This window comes from Nitratireductor alexandrii, from assembly GCF_004000215.1.
Taxonomy (GTDB): domain Bacteria; phylum Pseudomonadota; class Alphaproteobacteria; order Rhizobiales; family Rhizobiaceae; genus Mangrovimarina; species Mangrovimarina alexandrii.
The window spans coordinates 1-19,793 of sequence record NZ_RBVY01000012.1; the positions used below are offsets into that span (position 1 = coordinate 1).

Consider the following 19,793-nt stretch of genomic DNA (forward strand, 5'->3'; position numbering starts at 1 on the left):
TATCAGGCCACGCCGGGTCAGTTCTCAGTGGCAATCAACACAATCTACGATAAACTTCGTGTAATCCTCGATCGATACCAGCCCACGATCCTTGGCCAGAAGCATGATTGGTTGAAGCCAAGTCGCAGAAACTTCGAATGAAGTCCCAGCCCATTGCCGCAAGCCTTGGTCCTCTGACACAAGCAAAAGATCGCTTCCTGCTGCGGCGAACACTGTGTCTCTCGCCGATGCACCGAGCATTTGAGAGACTTCAAAATTTCGTCCCTCCAGATCGACAGGTGGAACTGCGGTGGCCACCTTACAGTTGGCTAGTATGTCTTCGCGTTGTCGCTTCTTGTCCTCATATGCAGCCCTGTTTTGCTCGGGGGTTATCTCGATAATCGCCAAACGCCCGCCTTGCCAGGTTGACATCCCCGTTTGTCGGTCAATGTTGTTTTGGGCCTCTATCTCCCGCTTTGCCAGTAATTCCAACGTTGATTGGGTAACATGAACTGGCCCGCAAATCTCCGCAAGAACCGTCCACAGATGGAAGTCTGATGCTAGCGAGGCAGTTATCGGATCGAGCACGCACCCTTTCAACGACTTGGACTGAATCTGGGTGATTGCCGAGTTTCGTTCCTCAAGGCTGCCAATGCACACCCGGGGCTGTATCCCAACGCCTGGAAGGCCAGCCCAGCCATCAATGGGGTCTTTACCTAGTGCTTCCGCAATGAAGCAGAACGGAAGCGCGTTCTTCGCGTACTTATCAAGGATGGATTGGTCGCGATCATGTGCTGCCTTTGCGATGCGTTCCATTCCTTCAAGAGGACGGTCACTTTCGAAATCAATTGAGACACGCTGCATGCCCGAGTTCATCGGGAACCGCTTGTTGAACTCCTCCATTGAGCGATGCAACAAATCGACCGCCCTTGGTTTGATCCAAAGAACTTCGAATTCGATGCTCTCGTACTGAGTTGTGACCGTGAACTTTTCGCCGACAGATTTACCAAGGCATGCCTTGGCAAAGTCGCTTGAAGGTGAGTGCCGTTCAGCCTCGAAATTGTGGGCGTTCTTCTCTTCAATTCGTGCGCGACGCAGACCGTCGTGCGACTTGGTTTCGAAAACGCAGTTCTCTTGGATCGTCTCTGTTTCGGGGATGGCATCTTCAAGGCCATCGTACATCAATATCAACCCTTGGTAGGCAAGATGTACCGCTGGATCGTCCCAGTTTGCGATAAGCTCCTGATAACCAGTTTCTACTCCCCACTTCTTGTTTCCGTACTGTACCGCCAAATGACAAAGTCGCATGCGCTCGAGACTGTTCCCATCGGGGATCTTTTTCTCGAAAGCACGGAGTTTGTTTCGAATCTCCTTCAAGCGGTTTTGGAGTTGCCACAGTCCCATTCTGGTTATCTGCATCTCCAGATCGTCGGATTCTGCACGCAAATACGCATCAAGGTGCTTCTCGACGTCAGACGCGCCGGAGTTGACCGCAAGAATAGCACGAGCCCTCAGAAACCAAACATTCTCCGAGAGTTCCGGAGGAAACTCCTCCATCAGAGTTACTGCTTTTCTATGCCTTTGACTTGTCACCAGCGCGGATAAAAGCAAGCGAAGTGCCTCGCTGTCGTGCTGCGAAGAAACGTAACCGTCAAGAAGCTCTGAGATTTGATCGAAGCACTCAAGGAATCTGCATTCGGTCGCCAGCTCTATTCGCTCCGCCATCGTCACAGCAGATGGAAGGTCGCCAATAATTTCTGTGACCTTGGCCTTTGCCAGCTCCTCATTTCCACTGATCCGCAGAACCCGCGCCTGCAATATCTTAACGCGTATTGAGTTGGGAAACTCTTCTGCCGCGCGCTCGCATCTTTGGACGGCCGTTGCCCAATCTCCGGAAATAGAGAGTGCGGACAGCTCGGCGGATAAGAGCATTAACCTGTGCTCTTCACTCCATTTCGAAGAATCTACTGCTTCAACCTTTTCCAAGGCTTCTTCTGGCCCAGTGGTTCGAGCGCAGGCCTCGATCCGCAGCGAAATTATTTCCGGCTGGTCACTCGCCGGATCGAGAAGTTCTAAGATCCGACCAAAATCTCGTTCTTCATGAGCAATGATGGCCAACTGCAACCCAAGTGCGCTATCCTGCGGATGCTTCTCAAGCCCAATTTCCAGAACCTGTTTTGCCTGGTCAATCTTGTCGACAAGTCTCGATGCGACCCCTGCATTGTGTATGGTTGCCATCGAAAATCTGGAGCGTCTCGATATGCAGGCCTGCGCGAGATAGTCCGCCGCCAAATTTAGATCTGCGAACTTGGGAAAGTCGGTGTTTCCGCCCTGCGCACTGGCCGCATTGCCACGGATCTCAAGTTCTAGCACCGCGTCTGCCCAGTTCAATCGAGTCTGTTCGTCTGACGGGTCGAGATCGTACGCCTCGATTGCTAGCTTAGTCCACGTCGGGTCGTCACGATTCCGCATGGCCTGACAGTGCGCAGCTTTGACAGAAGGGCGCGCCAAAAGGTCGTCAGGCAGTCCGGCCAAGAGTTCTGCGCTCGGGTCGAAGCTGCGAGCTTGGATCAAGACGGTAGCCGCAACCTCATCAGTTGTATCAGTGTCAAATGCTTCTTGCGCCAGTTCAGCAGCTCTCCCGTAATCACCTCTCAGAAGCTTCGAAGTTGCGAGATTACGTTTGGCCGATTTGTGGTCAGGACAAATATCAAAGGCGTGGTCGATTAGAGAAAACGCTTCAGTATCATCACCGACCTTGAGCGCCGACGACGCGAGCCCGATGAGAATTCTGTACTTCTCGGAAGGAGACGCGGTTTCCCATTCACTTTCTCGCAGATTGGCCAATCGATTCCGACCAGCGTCCACTTCTCCACTTTCAACCATCTCAACAAAGATGGTGATTTTCGTGTGCAGAGGGGAGCTTTCGTTTTCCAACCGAGCATCAAAGGCGGGCGCCCGAACCTCACTTCGCGGGTCAGGTAGAGATGCAGAAGCTCTTTCTTGTCGGAGTTCTTCGATGGAAACTCTGATTTTTTCAAGTTCGGTCTTGGTGTAGGGGTCCCATGTTGGGTCGATCTTTTCCCAAACATCTGAGTGCTGCGAAGCGTGCTCTTGAAATTGGTCCCATCCCCAGACCGATACCGAAAATGCGTGGTCAGTTTTTTTGAGTTCGTCTGTTATCGTTCTTGCGACTTTCTGGATGTTCGCGTCGCGTCTCGCGGTAGTGACCAGTATGTACTCAGAAATTTTTGGTTCGAACGACTTCGCTTTCTCAACCTCCTCTCGAAGTTCAGTTTCGGAAACCCCTTCGTCCATCTTCTGTTTGCACTGGACCCCCACCCAATGCTCCCCGTCTCGTTGCCCATACACATCGACGCCATGCTGTGACTGTCCTTGCCGACCGTTTTTCTCGGTCGCTGGGTCTTTGAGTTCGGAGCGGAACAGGAGCCATGCGTGATGCTCGAATTCTTGCCATGTCTCTGGTTTTGGAAGCGAACGATTAGATAAAGTCACGGTAGCCTCAAAACCGATGTTTCTCACGTATCATGCGGTGTTTTGCTTTAGAGGCCACAATATATGGTGCGCGAAGTCTCATAGCAACTACACAACCACGGCGTGAATTCCAGATATTGGTGAATGACACACATTGATCAGCTGACTGATGGCTGCCGCGGAGTGTCAGTGCAATAGCACATCAGGAACATCGGCGCGCTCGAGCTTGCGCCGTCTCTAGCACGAACCGGCGGGGTGTGCTGCCCAAGCAGTAACGATAATGGCCCACCCTATCAACACCGATCACACCGAGATTCTGCTCACTCTCCATCATCGAAGTAAGACTTCGCGGATGGATGGTCACGGAGTTGATCGGGCCTGTAAGGCCTCATTTCTCCGACATGCGAAACCAGCGCAGCTTCGAGGCGCTCGATGACTGATGGATGGAGAGGGAAAGCGGCGCTCACTTCGCGCGGCGCAACCGGCCACCGGCGCCGGATTGGACCATACGCGAACATGAATGTCTCCTCGTGCTGCATGCCTGTCGGATCCGACATGACATAGAGCTTGTTGTCGTTAATCTGGACGTCAGGCACGCATTCCTTCAGTTCTTCAAGCATCCATCCTAGCGCGATGTCGCTGAGACGGGACTCCGGTTCCGGGTAGCTGCCGCCAACGTCGCTGTGGCAACCGGCGAACCAGACCTGTTTCAACCACGGCGGGTTGCGGCCTTCAGTCTTCTTCGCTTCTGCCGCCATCGCCCATTTCACACGGGGAAAGTTCTTGCGCTGCTCGTCTATTGCGAGGGCATGACGAGCGTGGCCGACATCGGAATCGAGCCACTGATCATAGTTCTCCAGGTTCCACTTGGCGTAGTGACCGTATTTCCAGATCGAGGGCCAATCGGAGAGACGGGACAGCTTGAGGGGCTTCATCTCGTCTGGTGAGAAGTACTTCCACTGCGACCACTTCAGCTTCGCGTACCAGAATCCGATGAGACCTAGAAGGCCGAGGAGCGGCAACCAGACATACCAGGGCCAGGAGAACCAGAGTGCCGCGCCGAAGGCTGCGCAAAGCGCGAACACGACGACACCGGCCAGAAGACTTACCTGTGCGTTCCCGAGTGCGGCGACCGTGTCGAAGACGCCAATGAACGTAGGCTGTACATTGCCTTGAACGTCCTCGTCCGCACCCGGCACGAAGCTTCCGTACTTTTGCCGGAAGCGGCGGCCCAGTTCCTCGCGACGTTCATAGTAGGGCTTCCGGCCACGGGGGTAACCGTTGCCATGATTGTAGACGAAGTTTACGGCGTCACTCGCGATCTTCCTGAGTCTCGGACCGAAGCGCGGAACTGGCGATCCGTCCGGCATCTTTGTGGGGACACCGCAGAGGTTCATCACGTTGGCAACGGCACGAACAGTGTAGGCGCCTCTCGAAAACCCGAAGAGCAGGATACGGTCACCTGGCTCGTAGTAGGAGATGATCTTTTCGTAGCAATCGATGACATTTTCGTCGATCCCGGTCCCGACAGCGGCCGACAGGATGTTCCTGATCCGCCGGAGCGTGAAACCGCCCACCTCTCCCGCACCAAGACCGGCGTCGTAGAAGCAGACCTGTTCCTTCGGGTCGATCGGTGAGGAAGGTCCGGGACGCATCGCGCGGTATATCTTGTAGACGTTCGAGAGTCGCTGGTCGGGTCGCAACCCTCCGACCTGGCCGGTTCCGTCGGAAAAGATGAGGATGTTTTTGGGCATGCTCGCGGGCCTGTTGTTCATTATTTGTTCTAGTATCGTAGAGTCGGTCCAATGCGTCAACGCTTCCGCCCAAAACCTGTTCTGCACCGTGCGTTCATGGATTCAGGCAAGAGGGTTCATCGCTCTCCATGAGCCGGAATATCAGCAATTCGACCGAGAAATTGGCGTCGGTCGATGAAAGTGAAAGCTGGCCCTCGGTCCTGTCGGATCCGGGGAAGGCGGGAAAGGGTCGGGCGGGGTTCCGGCCGGAGCCTGCTGTCCGCTTAGGTATGGCCTCACGTGAACGTTCTCCGATCTGCGCGCGGGGACCCGCGCGCTCCCTCAGACATTGGAGACCACTCATGGCCAAGTCCAAATTCAGGTTCGATGCCGCGGCATCGATCACCGACGAACTCGTCCGCATTATCGACCGGGGCGTGCTGCCCTGGCGCAAGCCCTGGACCGTCGGCGGCAGTTCGGTGCCGCTCCGGCAGACCGGTGAGCCCTACCAGGGTATCAACAATTTTCTCCTGACCATGCGCACGCAGATGGCGGGGTACACCTCGCCCTACTGGATGACGCTCAGGCAGGCGAATGCCTTGGAGGCCAAGGTCATCAAGGGCTCGAAATCCTCCGTCGTCGTCTACTACGGCACCGCCGAGCGCGGGCGTGACAACAATGCCCACGACGACGAGGCGGACGCCGACGATGCCAAATCCATCCCCTTCATGAAATCCTACCGGGTCTTCAACGCGGACCAGATCGAGGGCCTCGATGCGAAATTCCATCCCGACCCGCCAGAAGCACAAGTGTATCCCGAACGCGCGGCGATCCCGCACATGCAGACCTTCTTCGAGGCCATCGGTGCCGTGGTCAGTTTCTCGGGGCGCGAGGCTTGCTATGTCCCGGCCCTCGACAAGATCTACATGCCGCCGATCGAACTTTTCGAGGATCCGCGGAACTTCTACGCGGTCTGGGGCCATGAACTTGGTCATTGGACGAAACCCCGGCATCGTCTGAACCGGAGTTACGGCGACGCGCGGTTCGGCAACACCGCCTATGCCCGCGAGGAGATCGTGGCCGAGCTCTGCACGGTGTTTCTCGGGCAGAAGCTCGGGTTCTCCGCGTATACGCTGGAACTGAGCGCGGCCTATCTCGACAGCTGGCTCCACGTGCTCCGCTCCGACAAGCGGGCGATCTTCAAGCATGCGGCGGACGCGCAGCGCGCCTGCGACTACCTCGTCGCTGCCTCGGAGGCGGGGCAGGGGGAGCGGGCCGCGTGAAGCGGTGAGCCGTTTCGGCGGACCCGGCGCCGAAAGAGAAAGAGGGCCCTGGGTCGGGTGGTTTCCCCACATCCGGAAAGGACAGACACATGCACCACACCGATCCCGCAGAGCCTCCCACGCCCGACGCCGGCGTCATCGCCGCCCAGAACGACGCGTTCCGCAGGTTTGCCTGCCTCGGCATTGCGCCAGATCAGCCGATCCAGGGCCGCCTCCATGTCACCCGATCGCTCATGGAGGCCGGTGACGGTTTCATGGCCGAGGCAGTAAAGGCCACGGGCGACTTCGACACCTTCGCGCCCGAGAACGATCCCGCGGGCTGGCACGATTTCGGGGCGGTGACGATCCGGAGCGAGACCGTGTTCTGGAAAATCGACTTGTACGAAACGGACTCCGATTTCCGCTACGGGGCGGAAGCACCCGACAATCCCGAGACCACCATCCGCGTGCTGACGATCATGATGGCGCACGACTGGTAAGGGCAGGAGACGCCTGCCGAGCAGTGAGAGGCCCGCTGACCCTGGAAGAGGGAAAGATGCCGTAATGGGGCTGTCGGCGAATCGAACACGTTTCGCTTGTCTGTCAGGATGACTTGAAGTGCCGTTGCCCTTGATGCGCCTGCAGCGCGTCTACGAGGTCGTATGTCTCCATGCGCCTCAATTCCTGAGAATAGAAGGGCAACGACATGAATGTATTTATCGGATTGGACGTTTCACTGGCAAGCACTGCGATTTGTGTGCTGGGGCCGCAGGGGAGGGTTGTCGACGAATTGCAGGCGGCCAGCGAGCCTGAGGCCCTGGTGCACGCGATCGGCTCACTGCCGTATGAGATTGAGGCGATTGGGCTCGAAGCCGGACCGCTATCCCAATGGCTGAGCAAGGGGATGGAAGAGGACGGATTTGACGTCGTCTTGATGGAAACCCGTTTGGTAAAAGCCGCCTTGAAAGCAATGCCTATCAAGACCGACAGACGCGATGCCCAGGGGATTGCGCGACTGCTGCAAATGGGTTGGTACCGGCCGGTGCACCGCAAATCCGTGTCCTCCCAGGAAATCCGCGCTTTGCTGACGGCGCGAAAGTCTCTTCAGCAGGCGATTATCAACATCGAACTCTCAATGAGAGGTGTTCTCAGGAACTTTGGCCTGAAGCTCGGACACGTCACCCGCATCAGATACGATGACCGGGTGAGAGAACTGGTTGCCGAGAACAAAATCCTGTCCGCCTCGGCGTCGACGCTTCTGCGTGCCCGGGAGCAGTTGTGGGCCGAGCTGGCGGCGTTGGACACGATGATCACTGGGTTGGCAAAGCACGACGATGTATGCCGCCTGATGACGACGATGCCGGGTGTCGGCCCAATCGTTGCTCTGACCGTAAGATCCGCGATCGATGACCCGACCCGCTTCGCGCGATCGAAAGACGTTGGTCCGTGGGCGGGTTTGACGCCGAGGCGCACTCAATCGGGGGAAATGGATATCGTAGGACAGATCACCAAAACCGGCGATCGCGGCCTACGCACGGCTCTGTATCAGGCGGCGATGATCCTGATGCATCGAGGCGCTCCGAACTGGCTCCAGGCCTGGGGACGTAGAGTCGCACACAGGCGCGGATCGAAGAGAGCCCTGATTGCTCTCGCTCGACGAATTGGAGTTGTATTGCACCGCATGTGGATCGACGGAACGCCGTTTCGCTACACGCAGAGCTCCGGCGCAATAGCCTGAGCGAGACGTTCCAAGGCTTTTCGAGACGGAGGTATGAGCTGCACCTGACTACAGGTACGTCGAGGTCCCTTGCCGGGACGAGGTTCCTGGAGATGCCGCAGGCCCGCTGGTTATCAGCTAGCGCTGAATACGCGGGAAAGATGGGCACCCAGGGACCAGAATTGAACCAGGCATAGAGTGGCGGCCGATGGCTGACTACGGACGGAAGAGCGAAGCCCGGACAGGGGGTACCCTTAAGTACTGACGTGCGGTTGCAGTGAAAAAGAAAAAGTAGGCTTTTGAATCTGTGTCTTACAACCGGTGAAGAATGAGTTCTTCGCCGGAGTTCTTGACTTGCCCGATACCCTTGACAGAGGCCCGCCCCATTACGGAAGCGGGCCTTTTGTCGGGTTGGTCCCCGACCTCGGGGATCGGTCCCGCGGCTCGCCCGTGGAGACCTGACCCTCAAGAGAAGGACAGACCATGACCCAAGCCCTCAAACCCGTTTCCGTCGCCATCGGCGATCTCGTGGCCCATCCGGCCAACGTGCGCGCGAAATCGCCGGAGAGCTACGCCTCCGAGAACATCGCCCATCTCAAGGCCAGCATCGCCGTGCTCGGCCTCCTGCAGCCGCTCCTGGTCCAGAAGCTCTCGACCGGGTTCGGTGTCCTCGCCGGCGGCCGGCGCCATGCGGCGCTTCAGGAACTCGTCTCCGACAAGAGCGCCAAGGGGTTCACCAGGAGCACGAAGATCGACTGCCGGCTCGTGCCGGACGATTGCGACGTGACCACCGCGCTCTCGCTCGCCGAAAACATCACCCAGGAGCCCATGGGCGCGATCGACGAGTTCGAAGCCTTCGCCCGGATGATGGAAGTTGACGGGCAGACGCCCGAGACGATCGCCAGGACCTTCGGCACGACCGTGGCGGCCGTAAAGGGCCGTCTCCGCTACGGTCTCATCCATCCCGACATCCGGGCTGCAGCGCGGGCAAAGCAGATCACGCTCGATGTGATGAAGGCCTTCGCCGATCACCCGAGCCAGGCGGTCCAGAAGGAGGTTTTCGAGGCGCTCACCAAGGACGACATTTACCTGCAGGCCTATACGGTGCGTCAGGCTCTGAAGTCCCGCGGCGTGCAGATCAGCGACGACATCGGCGCCTTCGTCTGCGAAGAGTACAAGGCGCGCGGTGGCACGATCGCGGCCGATCTTCTGGAAGAGCATTCGGTCCTGGAAGACGCGGGCCTCGTCGAGACGATCCTGCTCGAGAAACTGACCGCCGCCGCCGAAGACGAGCGGGCCAGGGCGGGCTTCGCCTGGGCCGAGGCGGTGGTCCGCTACGACTACGCGGCAATGGCCGACTACGGCCGGGTCTATCCGGGGCCGGTCGAGCCGGATGCCAAGGGCCGGAAGCGCCTCGACAAGATCACAAGCGAGCTCGAAAAACTCGAGCGCGAGATGGAGGACGAGAGCCTCGAGGAAGACGCCTACGAGGCACTCTACGCGCGGGTCGACGAACTCGAAGACGAGGCCCGCGACCTGCAGGAGGCCTACAGCGCCGAGGATCTCGCGCGCTCCGGCGTGATCGCGTCCTGGTCGAACGGGCAGGTGACCCTGCATGTCGGCCTCGTGCGTCCGGAGGACAGATCTGAGCTTTCCGGCAAGGCGCCGGGCGCATCGGGCGACAAACAGGAGAAGGATTGCGACGAGATCGTCTACCCGGCCTCCCTGACCGACGATCTCAAGATCGAACGGGCGATGGCGCTCGGGGCCGCCATGGCGATGCATCCCGAGGCCACGCTCGACCTGACGCTCTTCAAGCTCATCACCGATGTTCTGGGTCACGGCATGAGCGCGACGCACGCGATCAAGGTCGATGCCCGGAAGGAATATCGCAGCCATGCCAAGATGGACGAGATCGACAGCACCTCGCTCGAGCAGGTGGCGGAAGTCCACGACGCGCTCGATCTCTCCTGGGCGGACGAGGCCAAGTCGCCAGCCGACCAGTTCGCGGCCTTCCGCAAGCTCGACGCAGGAGAGAAAGCGAAACTGGTCGCCTATGCGACGGCGGCGACGACACAGTCGTGCTTTGCCAGGGATCCGCGAAGCGACAGTCTCATGCATGCCTTCGAGATCGAGGTGATGCCCGACATCCGCGCGCACTGGACGCCGAACGCGGCGCTCTGGGGCCGCTTCAAGAAGGCCTGGCTCCTGAAGATCCTCGGCGAGGAGCTCGGGCTCGCGCAGGAGGCCGTGACGCTCGCCTCGTCGAGCAAGAAGGAGATCGTCGCCTTCTGCGACAAGCTCTTCGCCGAGCCCTTCGCCACGCTCACCGAGGCGCAACGCACGGCGGTCGCGTCCTGGTGTCCGCCGATGATGCAGACGGCGGGCGTCGAACCGGTCGAGGCGCCCGAGGCCGAGACGCCCGAAGGCGTAACCGCGGTCGCGAACGCGGCCTGACCCTTGAGCCGACCCGCACCGCAGTGACGGTGCGGGTCGCATCCCCCCACACGAGGATCCTCCCATGTCCCTTCTCACCTTTTCAGCCGCGCGCGTCGCGGCCCAGATCGCGCATGCGCGCGGCTGTTCGACCTTCCTCCCGAACTGGAACGGACCGGTCGGCAAGCCCGCCCTGATCCTGATCGTCGGCACCGGCGTTCATCTCCGCTCGAACGGCATTGACGGCACGACGACACGGATCGTCACGACGGCGCAAGCCGATCCGTCCTTCGTCTTCGCCGACGGCATCAACCCGTTCCGTGACCCGGACTGGATGGCGGCCCGGCAGGCGGCCTTCCGCGATCTGACCGGTCAGTTCTACACCGACATTCTCGACGACGTGCAGATGCTGATCGACCGCGGTCACGACACCATCCGGCTGGCAACGGACGGTCATACCATCCGCGTCTTCCCGCGCAGGGCCGCCGACTACCTGATCGGCGGTGTTTACGACGTGCCCTCAGGTCTCGGCGGGACCTTCCGGGTGATCCTCAAGGATGCCACCGACACCGAGGCGATCGTCCAGAACCAAGGCAACTGCGAGGATTTCGACGAGATGCTGCCTTACCGGGTGCCGCTCGATGCGCTCATCGAACTCGACGACCGGAGGGCAGCTTGAGCTGCCCTTTCTCAAGATCGCATCGCCAATACCCTGCCGCGCTTCGCGCTCTCGGGACATTGGCGACAAACCATTTCCTCTGAGAGAAAGGACACTGAGATGGGTTGGCTCTTCTACACCGACCGGCGCGTCAAAACTTACGCCGATGAAAAGGCCGAGATCACGCGGCTCTGCACGTTCCAGAGCGATACCCGCAAGACCGTACCGCTCAAGGCCTGCAAGGTCGGGTCGACCTGGTACGCCGCTGCCAGGGTCTCGAGCCTCGACGGCTCGCCGGTCGAAGACGCGACATACGTGACCGACGACGACGGGTCGATCACGTTCGGGGCCGTTTTCCTCACGCGCTACGACGAGGGCTGCTGGGGCTACAAGGACATGGAGGAGAGCGCCGGGCCCGTGGAATCGCGCGCGCCGCTCGGTCTTCTCAACCTCCTCTCTGAGCTGAAGGATCCGGGCAGCTATGCCCATGCCTGGCGCCAGCGCTGCCGGGACTGGGCGGCGATCCCGGACTACGACGAGGGCGACAGGATCAAGCTGGCCGCGTCCGTCACGCTGACCGATGGCAGCACCTGCCAGATCGTGACCGCCACCCACTACCGGCGCGGACGCCAAAAGCGCCGGTGCTACCGCATCGAGGAAACGGGCGGACTGGTGCGACTCTCGAAGGCATCGCTTGCCGGATCAGAATTGCTCGGCTCCGCGAAGGGTGCGGCGAGTCCCGTGCTGGCCGAGTTCTACGAAGGGCGGGGGTCTTGATAGCGTATCTCATTTGAGATACATATATATCTGCAAAAGGAGACCGAACCATGCCCGCCCAGACATCCATGCTACATGTCCGTGTCGACGACCAGCTGAAGGCCCAGGCCTCCGATGCGCTCGCCGGCGTCGGTCTCACCTTGTCGGATGCCGTGCGCATTCTGCTGACGCGCGTGGCCGCCGAAGGCGGATTGCCGGCGGGTCTGACCGCCGATCCCGACGCCTATGACGCCTGGTTCCGTGCCAAGGTGCAGGAGGCCCTCGACGATCCACGCCCGGCAACGCCCCATGCGCAGGTCATGCAGGACGCCCAGGCGCTGATCGACGGGAAGCGACGTGCCGGGTCTTGAATGGAAGGCCACAGCCATTGCGGACCTGCTTGCGATTATCGACTATATCGCTGACGACAACCCGGACGCCGCGCAGGCCCTGAAGGACGAAATCGAGGACAAGGTCGCCCGCCTTCCGGCGCATCCTCAGATGTACCGCGCGGGCCGCGTCGAAGGCACCCGCGAGATGGTCGTGCGCCCGAACTACATCGTGGTCTATGCCGAGACCCCGGACCTCGTGGCGATCCTGCGTGTCTTGCACGCAGCGCAGCAATGGCCCTGAGCGAGTTGATGTAGCCCCTTTGGCGTCTGCCTCCTTTTGCGCTTTCAAAGCGAAAAGGGGGCTTCCTGTCCTGTCAGACCCGCACTCTGACTTGAAAGGACAGACGACATGGCCACGCCGAAGCCCCACCCCACTCTTCCATCCCGCGCGCACCTCCGAGACGCGCTGTCGCAGATCGGCCGAGAGATCGACGATCGAGCGCTCCGGACGTCCTCCCTGGCCCGGATCATGCGTGAGAGCTTCGGCGGCAGTGACGCGACCGGGGCATGGTCGTGGCGGATGGCCTACGACACGACGCAGGCGGCCGCCGCGATGCGCGTTGCGCGCGCGGGGGCAGAGGATGCGGCCTCGCAAGCGCGCCTCCTCGCCACGCGGCTCCTGACCGAGACGCGACGCTCCGAGCAACAAATCCGGCTGCAACAGTTCTCGACTCCGCTGCCCTATGCGGCGCTGGTTGCCCGCGCGGCCGCCATTGGCCCGGGCGACACGGTCCTGGAACCGTCGGCGGGCACCGGCACGCTCGCCGCCTTTGCCGTTCACGCAGGCGCCAGGCCCATTCTCAACGAGATCGACCCCTTCCGCCGGTCGCTGCTCGAGGCCGTCTTCGAGACGGCCGTCACCGGCTTTGACGCCGAACATATCGACGATCTGCTGCCAACGACCGATCGGCCAAGCGTCGTCCTGATGAATCCGCCCTTCGCCTCCTCGGTCGACCGGTCCCGGGACCGGCACATCGCGGCCAAGCACCTCATCTCGGCGGCGAAGCGCCTCGCGCCTGGCGGGCGTCTCGTCGCGATCATGCCGACGGGCTTCACCCCGGACCGGGACGCGGCGCATTGGGCGCGGGCCTCGGCGATCGCAAGGCCCCGTCTGGCGCTCATGATTCCGGGACATGTCTACGCCCGGCTCGGCACCACAGTGGACACCCAACTCCTGGTCTTCGACAAGGTCAAGGATGAGGTCGAATTCGTCCGTATGGCCGTCGACGACCTGGAGGTTGCGGGGCATTACATCGACGAGATCGCCGCACCGCGACCGGCGGCGACCGTCGTCCGGTCCGGTCGGCCGGCACAGCCTGGCCCGCGGCGCGCCGCATCCCCCGAGCGCACGTCCCCGGTCGCGACCGCCCCATCCGCCAAATCCAGGTCCCAGGCCGCGATCCCGCTGGCGTTCACGAGCCTCGCGACCCTGCGCGAGAACGTGCCCGTGTCCGACATCTATGCCCGCTATCGTCCGCAGCGGATCGAGATCGCGGGTGCCCGGGAACACCCCACGCCGCTGGTCGAAAGCATCGCCATGGCCTCGGTCGCCCCGCCGATGCCGTCGGTCGACACTGCCCGCGACCTGCGCCTCCCCGCCCGCCTCATCGAGGAGGGCCATCTCTCGGAAGCCCAGCTCGAGACCATCCTCATGGCGAACGATGCCCACGCGCGCGACCTGCCGGGGAGATTCACCATCGACGAGGATCAGACCCGCATGACCCGTGCGGACGATGATCCGGAGGCGCGCGCCTATCGCCTCGGTTATTTCCTCGGCGACGGCACCGGCTGCGGCAAGGGCCGGGAATGCGCCGGTCTGATCCTGGTGAACTGGCTCGCCGGCCGTCGCAAGGCGGTCTGGATCTCCAAATCCGCCACGCTCATCGAAGACGCGATCCGCGACTGGACCGACCTCGGGGGCTCGCCCGCCGACATCCAGCCGCTCTCGAAATGGAAACCCGACCAGGACATCCCGATGGGCGACGGCATCCTCTTCGTGACCTATGCGACGCTGCGGTCTGCCGGCAAATGCGGACGCACACGCCTCGCGCAGATACTCGACTGGATGGGCGAGGGGTTCGACGGCGTGCTGGCCTTCGACGAGGCCCATGCCATGCAGAACGCCGCCGGCTCTGACGAGGGCATGGGGATCAAACCCTCCCAGCAGGGCCTCGCCGGTCTGCGGCTGCAGCTTGCCGCACCCCGCGCCCGCGTCCTCTACATCTCGGCGACCGGTGCGACGAGTGTCTCGAACCTCGCCTACGCCTCCCGCCTCGGGCTCTGGGGTCCGGGTCCGGAGCATCCTTTTCCGAGCCGGGAGAGTTTCGTCTCGGCGATGGAGGCCGGCGGGGTGGCGGCGATGGAGGTGGTGGCGCGGGATCTGAAGACCCTCGGCTTCTACACCGCGCGCGCCCTCAGCTTCGACGGCGTCGAATACGATGTGCTCGAACATGCGCTCACGCTCGCACAGATCGAGATCTACGACGCCTATGCCGGAGCCTTCCGCACCATTCACCAGAATCTCGAGGCGGCGCTCACCGCGACCGGCGTCAACGACGCTTCCGGCCAGACGAACGCCTCGGCCGCCAAGGTCTCGGCCAAATCCCGGTTCGAGAGCACCAAGCAGCGGTTCTTCAACCACCTCCTGATGGGGATGAAGGCGCCGACCGTCATCCGCGCCATCGAGCAGGATGTGGCGGATGGCTACGCCTGCGTCGTCCAGGTGGTCTCGACCGGGGAACGCCTGTTGAAGCGCCGGCTCGAGGCAATGGACCCGGAAGACGAGCTGGTCGAGGGTGCCCTGACGCCTCGCGATTACGTTCTCAGTTACCTCGAACAGGCCTTCCCGATCCATGCCCAGAAGCTCGTGGAGATCGAGGGCAACGTCGTGGCCGAGCCCTTGCGCGACGCGAATGGCGAACTGGTCGTCTCGCGCGAGGCGCTGGCCTTGCGCGATGCCGCGATGTTGGAGTTGATGACGCTCGCGCCGATCCCATCTGCGCTCGACCAGATCCTCTGGACCTTCGGCGACGATGCCGTGGCCGAAGTGACGGGACGCTCCATCCGGCCGCTGAAATCCGGCGATGGTGCGCTCTTCATCGAGAAGCGGTCCGCCGGCAGCAATTCTTCGGAAACACGCGCCTTCATGGATGGCGAGAAGGATATCCTCATCTTCTCCGATGCCGGCGGGACGGGACGGTCCTACCATGCCGCCGAGACCGCGAGGAACCGCAAACGGCGGCGGCACTATCTGCTGGAGCCCGGTTGGCGCGCCGATGCCGCGATCCAGGGGCTCGGCCGCACGCATCGCTCGGCCCAAGTGTCCGCGCCATTCTTCCGGGTCTGCACCTCGGACGTACACGGCGAGAAGCGGTTCACCTCGACGATCGCCCGGCGGCTCGACCAGCTCGGCGCCCTCACCAAAGGCCAGCGCGAAACCGGCTCGCAGGGGATGTTCCGACCCGAGGACAATCTCGAGAGCCCAGTCGCGCGGGCCGCGCTCCGGGGCTACTACGCCGATCTCGCCGCCGGACGCGCCACGGCGATGACCTATGAGCGCTTCACGGACTGGACCGCTCTGCGGCTGATCGAGCAAGACGGCGTGCTCCTCGAAGAGCTTCCGCCGATCCAGCGGTTCCTGAACCGGGTCCTGGCGCTGCCGATCGCCATGCAGAACGCGCTCTTCGCCGAGTTCATGGCCCGGATCGCCGATCAGACCGAACGCGCCCGCGCTGCCGGCACGCTCGATCTCGGGGTTGAGACGCTGCGCGGCGAGCGGATCGAACAGGTCTCGACGGAGGATCTCTGGACCTGTCCACGCTCCGGGGCAGTGACGCGGATCGTCGGGCTCGAGGTCACAGACCCTGTCCATGTCCTCTCGGCCGAGGAGGCTTTGGATCGGAACCCTGACAAACTGCCGATGATCAACCGCGCGTCTGGTCGCGCGGCGCTCATTTCCGCCCATCCGATGCAGATGTATGACGAGGAGAGCGTCACGCTCATGCGCAAGGTGACCCGGCCGACCGGATCGAGCTATGTCGAGGAAGACAAATTCCAGGCCTCCGCCTGGGAGAAGATCAAGCCGCGCGAGTTCCTCCGCCTCTGGGACGAGGAGGCCGACGGCCTGCCGAAAGTCAGCACGACGAAGCTATATTTGCTGACCGGCCTGCTGCTGCCAATCTGGAAGGACATCCCCTCGGGAAACGAACGCATCTACCGCGTTACGCCCGACGGGCAGGCGAGCATGATCGGCCGAACGGTCAGCGAGGACGGGGCCGCGGCCTTGCGCGCCCGGTTCATGATGGGAACACCGAAGACGCCGCAGGAGATGCTCACCGCCGCCATCGGATCGAGCGCGCCGGTCGATCTCGGCCGCGGGCTGCGCCTGACCCGCCGCCGCGTCGCGGGCGCGGTGCGCCTCGAGATCGACGGCGCGGACAGGGGCGCCATCGAGGGTCTGAAAGCCATGGGGTGTTTCACCGAGATCATTGCCTTCCAGCTTCGGGTTTTCTTGCCCCATGGGGAGGGCGTCGAAACCGCCGCCATCCTGGGACGAATCTTGGGGGACGGGTCTCCGACGGCGGCCGAGCAGGCCGCCTGAAAGGAAAAGTCCGCTTCATGTCGGGGAGAACGCAGGCGCGGTTTTGCACGCCAGCGTTCCGGTGCCGTTGCGGGTCTCCGGACCTGTCGGCGCTGTCCCCCATCCCAGAGAAAAGGACCAGACCAATGACAGATCCCCAGATCAACTTCGCCGAGACAATGGCGAAATGGCAGGCCGAGCGCGACGCCGCGAACAGGGCCGCCCGCAGCGAACTGCTCCCGCAGTTGCGTGCGCTCGGCATCACGGAGGTGATCGCCGAATACGAAGGCTACGGCGATTCCGGCAATGTCGAGGACGTGTCTGTGCAACCCACGGGCATCGAGCTCCCCGGCGATCTCTGCATGAAGCTCGAGGATTTTGCCTGGTCCTTCGCCTATCACCATCATCCCGGCTTCGAGAACAACGAGGGCGGTTACGGCACGCTGACCTGGGATGTCACAGCCGACAGCATCACCCTCGATCATGCCGACCGATACGTCGAGTGCACCCACACCTGCGACGAGGGGCTCTGACGTGGCCCATCCCCTGCATCACGCCGAGAGCTCCGCCAGGAAGTTCGGCGGCGTGCCGTCCGACTACCAGGCGGTGCACGACTGGTTCGACGCCTCGAAGGAGCATCTCGCGCTCTTCACCCACCGCGCCCTGCGCCACCACACGCAAGGCATCTTCGAGGCCGAACGGGTCTTCGGGAACTCTCTCACCAACGGGGCAGGGCGCGAGATTCCGATCCGCTGGATCGGCGAGCAGCATGTCCGGGAAGACTGCCGGGGACGCATCCCGAGCATCGCCGACTGGTTCACGAGGATTCAGCCCGCGCCCTGGATGGCCAACGGGCACATCGTCGGGCTGGCGGATCAGCAGGTCGGTGATCCGCGACCGGAGTGGCTGGCCGCGGTTGCTGCCGGACAGACGATCCTCGGCCTCAGGGACTGGATGGCCGCCCGCGGTGCGGTGGCCTCCATCACTCGTGAAACCAATCCGCGTGGAGCCACCCATGACCATCGATGAGATAAGGGCCGCCGTGGATGCGGGCAAACCCGTTCGCTGGGCGAACGAAGGCTACCGGGTTCACCGGGATGGCCTTGGCCAATACCTCGTCATCTTTGACCGGAACGGCAGCACCATCGGTCTGACCGACCGGAGCGGCCGACACCTGAACGGGGCCAAGGCCGACTTCTTCATATCGGAGCCGGACCATGGTGCCGCGGAAGAGAAGGGGAGGAAGGTGCGAGAGGCAACGTCGGACACACCTTCCGGCGCCAGGTCAGGTTGGAGGTAGGTGGGAAAGGAAAGAAGGCGTTCGGGGTTTGCGATCCCGTGAGGGGTCGGAGAGCAACCCGCCGGTCGCAGGCCTGGAGCCTGGCCGGCAAGCAGAAGGAGAAGACCCATGTTCGCAGGAACCCTGACGAAGAACGTTGAGACCGCCGCCGCCGAGTACACCGGGATGATCCACTCCAGCCGGTTCGACATCGCGATCGCGCTCGAGGCACGGACAAAAATGTCCGAGAAGAGCCCGGACTACGATGTGACAGCCGTCAACAAGTCCGGACGCAAGGTGCGCATCGGCACGGCCTGGAACGAGACCGGCAACACCACCGGCAATCCCTACATCTCGATGCAGATCGATGTCGGTCTCGGCCCGTTCCGCGTCAACGCGGTGCAGACCAAGGAAGCCCGCGAGGCCGGAACCGGCGCGTTCGAGATCATCCCGCTCGTGTCGGCCGGCACCATGAAGTCCGGCTCGATCTCGGGCGAGCTGACCGCCATGGATGCCGACAACGCCTTCGCCGGTTACATCGCCAACATGATGTTCGACCTCGACTTCATGCTGATCGAGAACGACTACAAGACGGAGCAGACCCACCCCGACTACCGGATCGAGGTCAGCTCGCCCAAGGGCAAGCCGATCCGCGTCGGCTCGGCCTGGATGGCCAAGAGCGCCCGGACCGGCAACGAGTACGTCTCGCTCCTCATCAACACGCCCGACGGCGATCTGCGGGTGAACGCCGTGCAGAACGAGGAGCAGCGGGGCGGCAAGACCTTCTCGATCATCCCGTTCGTCGACAGCGGCGAGCGGGAGCGGGAAGGCGGGGCCGGGCTGTCGCTGGTCGCGTGATCACCTTTCGAGCGGAATGACTGGTCAGAGCGCCGGTCGCCGAAGGGAGCCACGGGAACGTGGCTCCTTTTCGTGTTTGTTGGTCGTATCAGAGCAGAACCCTAAGGTCGGTTGTGCGGGCCGAAGTGGGCTTTGATTGCAATTGGATTGCTTTCAGACTTGTTGGTTGGCAGGAACGGTCAATAAATGAAACGGCTCTACAATTACGGCGAGTTGTAGAAGAGCAGCAGGTATATCGGAGCGTGAGAGCGAAAAGGCGATGTAATCAATTCGACGCGCTAGCGCTGCACTACATATGCAGCCGCCTCTCAAACACCCCTCGGCGCCCAGAGAATAATGCCCGCGCCGACAAGACAAGCAACCGCTCCGATAACATCCCATTGATCCGGGCGATGGCCCTCCACTGCCCAGAGCCATAGAAGGGACGATAGGATGTAGACGCCTCCGTAGGCCGCATAGGCGCGACCCGCGTGATCGGCCGGGCTCAGCGCAAGCAGCCAGGCAAACGCGGCAAGACAGAGCATTCCCGGCGCCAGCCAGTACACGCTCTTGTCCAGCCGAAGCCATGCCCAGAACGCGAAGCATCCGGCAATTTCAGCCAGCGCAGCGGTGACGTAGATGACAGCTGTGTTCATCCGATGAGGCTAAC

The 19,793-nt window shown here is 61.9% G+C and carries 16 protein-coding genes; 13 read left to right on the forward strand and 3 right to left on the reverse strand.

Features of this window, described 5'->3' with window-relative positions; all coding sequences use genetic code 11:
* Window positions 1-24 precede the first annotated feature (24 nt).
* Both EP380_RS21090 and EP380_RS21095 read right to left on the reverse strand, forming a co-directional pair.
* On the reverse strand, window positions 25-3,522 hold the full coding sequence (locus tag EP380_RS21090; protein ID WP_127600572.1) for a PIN domain-containing protein: 3,498 nt from the start codon (window positions 3,520-3,522) through the stop codon (window positions 25-27).
* Window positions 3,523-3,794: 272 nt separating this feature from the next.
* On the reverse strand, window positions 3,795-5,228 hold the full coding sequence (locus EP380_RS21095; RefSeq protein WP_127600573.1) for a DUF2235 domain-containing protein: 1,434 nt from the start codon (window positions 5,226-5,228) through the stop codon (window positions 3,795-3,797).
* 341 nt (window positions 5,229-5,569) lie between these two features.
* Here EP380_RS21095 and EP380_RS21100 point away from each other — a divergent pair, with 341 nt between their 5' ends.
* From EP380_RS21100 to EP380_RS21160, 13 genes are all read left to right on the forward strand, one after another.
* The gene (locus tag EP380_RS21100) at window positions 5,570-6,490 is read left to right on the forward strand and encodes an ArdC family protein (RefSeq protein WP_127600575.1); all 921 of its coding nucleotides are present in this window, start codon (window positions 5,570-5,572) and stop codon (window positions 6,488-6,490) included.
* A gap of 89 nt (window positions 6,491-6,579) precedes the next feature.
* Window positions 6,580-6,969, forward strand: a complete 390-nt coding sequence (locus tag EP380_RS21105; protein ID WP_127600577.1) for a DUF3768 domain-containing protein — start codon at window positions 6,580-6,582, stop codon at window positions 6,967-6,969.
* A 206-nt stretch (window positions 6,970-7,175) separates the two neighbouring features.
* Window positions 7,176-8,207: an IS110 family RNA-guided transposase gene (locus EP380_RS21110; RefSeq protein WP_127600579.1), complete on the forward strand. Its 1,032-nt coding sequence runs from the start codon at window positions 7,176-7,178 to the stop codon at window positions 8,205-8,207.
* A 462-nt stretch (window positions 8,208-8,669) separates the two neighbouring features.
* A complete protein-coding gene (locus tag EP380_RS21115; RefSeq protein ID WP_127600581.1) occupies window positions 8,670-10,643 on the forward strand; it encodes a ParB/RepB/Spo0J family partition protein in 1,974 nt (657 codons plus the stop codon).
* Between the two features lie 64 nt (window positions 10,644-10,707).
* Window positions 10,708-11,301 carry a regulator gene (locus EP380_RS21120; protein ID WP_127600583.1) on the forward strand — a complete coding sequence of 198 codons (594 nt, stop codon included), beginning with the start codon at window positions 10,708-10,710 and terminating at the stop codon, window positions 11,299-11,301.
* A gap of 99 nt (window positions 11,302-11,400) precedes the next feature.
* Window positions 11,401-12,057: a DUF6927 domain-containing protein gene (locus tag EP380_RS21125; protein ID WP_127600585.1), complete on the forward strand. Its 657-nt coding sequence runs from the start codon at window positions 11,401-11,403 to the stop codon at window positions 12,055-12,057.
* Window positions 12,058-12,107: 50 nt separating this feature from the next.
* A complete protein-coding gene (gene relB / locus EP380_RS21130) occupies window positions 12,108-12,407 on the forward strand; it encodes a type II toxin-antitoxin system RelB family antitoxin (RefSeq protein WP_127600587.1) in 300 nt (99 codons plus the stop codon).
* The gene (locus EP380_RS21135; protein ID WP_127600589.1) at window positions 12,394-12,669 is read left to right on the forward strand and encodes a type II toxin-antitoxin system RelE/ParE family toxin; all 276 of its coding nucleotides are present in this window, start codon (window positions 12,394-12,396) and stop codon (window positions 12,667-12,669) included. Before relB ends, EP380_RS21135 begins: the two co-directional genes overlap by 14 nt.
* A gap of 108 nt (window positions 12,670-12,777) precedes the next feature.
* Window positions 12,778-17,028, forward strand: a complete 4,251-nt coding sequence (locus EP380_RS21140; protein WP_127600591.1) for a bifunctional class I SAM-dependent methyltransferase/DEAD/DEAH box helicase — start codon at window positions 12,778-12,780, stop codon at window positions 17,026-17,028.
* 125 nt (window positions 17,029-17,153) lie between these two features.
* The gene (locus EP380_RS21145) at window positions 17,154-17,540 is read left to right on the forward strand and encodes a DUF6878 family protein (RefSeq protein WP_127600593.1); all 387 of its coding nucleotides are present in this window, start codon (window positions 17,154-17,156) and stop codon (window positions 17,538-17,540) included.
* Between the two features lies 1 nt (window position 17,541).
* A complete protein-coding gene (locus EP380_RS23950) occupies window positions 17,542-18,036 on the forward strand; it encodes a DUF6915 family protein (protein ID WP_338036313.1) in 495 nt (164 codons plus the stop codon).
* Window positions 18,023-18,307 carry a hypothetical protein gene (locus EP380_RS21155; protein WP_127600595.1) on the forward strand — a complete coding sequence of 95 codons (285 nt, stop codon included), beginning with the start codon at window positions 18,023-18,025 and terminating at the stop codon, window positions 18,305-18,307. The genes EP380_RS23950 and EP380_RS21155 overlap by 14 nt, the downstream gene beginning before the upstream one ends.
* Before the next feature lie 108 nt (window positions 18,308-18,415).
* Entirely contained in the window at window positions 18,416-19,144 is a 729-nt protein-coding gene (locus tag EP380_RS21160; protein ID WP_127600597.1) for a DUF736 family protein, read from the forward strand.
* A gap of 308 nt (window positions 19,145-19,452) precedes the next feature.
* On the opposite strand, the gene EP380_RS21165 is transcribed toward EP380_RS21160, so the two are convergent.
* Entirely contained in the window at window positions 19,453-19,779 is a 327-nt protein-coding gene (locus EP380_RS21165) for a YnfA family protein (RefSeq protein ID WP_127600599.1), read from the reverse strand.
* Between the last annotated feature and the right edge of the window lie 14 nt (window positions 19,780-19,793).

Coding starts and splice junctions, on each gene's coding strand:
- EP380_RS21115 (WP_127600581.1), top strand. CDS start 8,670: ATGACCCAAGCCCTCAAACCCGTTTCCGTCGCCATCGGCGATCTCGTG.
- EP380_RS21100 (WP_127600575.1), top strand. CDS start 5,570: ATGGCCAAGTCCAAATTCAGGTTCGATGCCGCGGCATCGATCACCGAC.
- relB (WP_127600587.1), top strand. CDS start 12,108: ATGCCCGCCCAGACATCCATGCTACATGTCCGTGTCGACGACCAGCTG.
- EP380_RS21165 (WP_127600599.1), bottom strand. CDS start 19,779: ATGAACACAGCTGTCATCTACGTCACCGCTGCGCTGGCTGAAATTGCC.
- EP380_RS21110 (WP_127600579.1), top strand. CDS start 7,176: ATGAATGTATTTATCGGATTGGACGTTTCACTGGCAAGCACTGCGATT.
- EP380_RS21155 (WP_127600595.1), top strand. CDS start 18,023: ATGACCATCGATGAGATAAGGGCCGCCGTGGATGCGGGCAAACCCGTT.
- EP380_RS21095 (WP_127600573.1), bottom strand. CDS start 5,228: ATGCCCAAAAACATCCTCATCTTTTCCGACGGAACCGGCCAGGTCGGA.
- EP380_RS21145 (WP_127600593.1), top strand. CDS start 17,154: ATGACAGATCCCCAGATCAACTTCGCCGAGACAATGGCGAAATGGCAG.
- EP380_RS21125 (WP_127600585.1), top strand. CDS start 11,401: ATGGGTTGGCTCTTCTACACCGACCGGCGCGTCAAAACTTACGCCGAT.
- EP380_RS21120 (WP_127600583.1), top strand. CDS start 10,708: ATGTCCCTTCTCACCTTTTCAGCCGCGCGCGTCGCGGCCCAGATCGCG.
- EP380_RS21160 (WP_127600597.1), top strand. CDS start 18,416: ATGTTCGCAGGAACCCTGACGAAGAACGTTGAGACCGCCGCCGCCGAG.
- EP380_RS21105 (WP_127600577.1), top strand. CDS start 6,580: ATGCACCACACCGATCCCGCAGAGCCTCCCACGCCCGACGCCGGCGTC.
- EP380_RS21140 (WP_127600591.1), top strand. CDS start 12,778: ATGGCCACGCCGAAGCCCCACCCCACTCTTCCATCCCGCGCGCACCTC.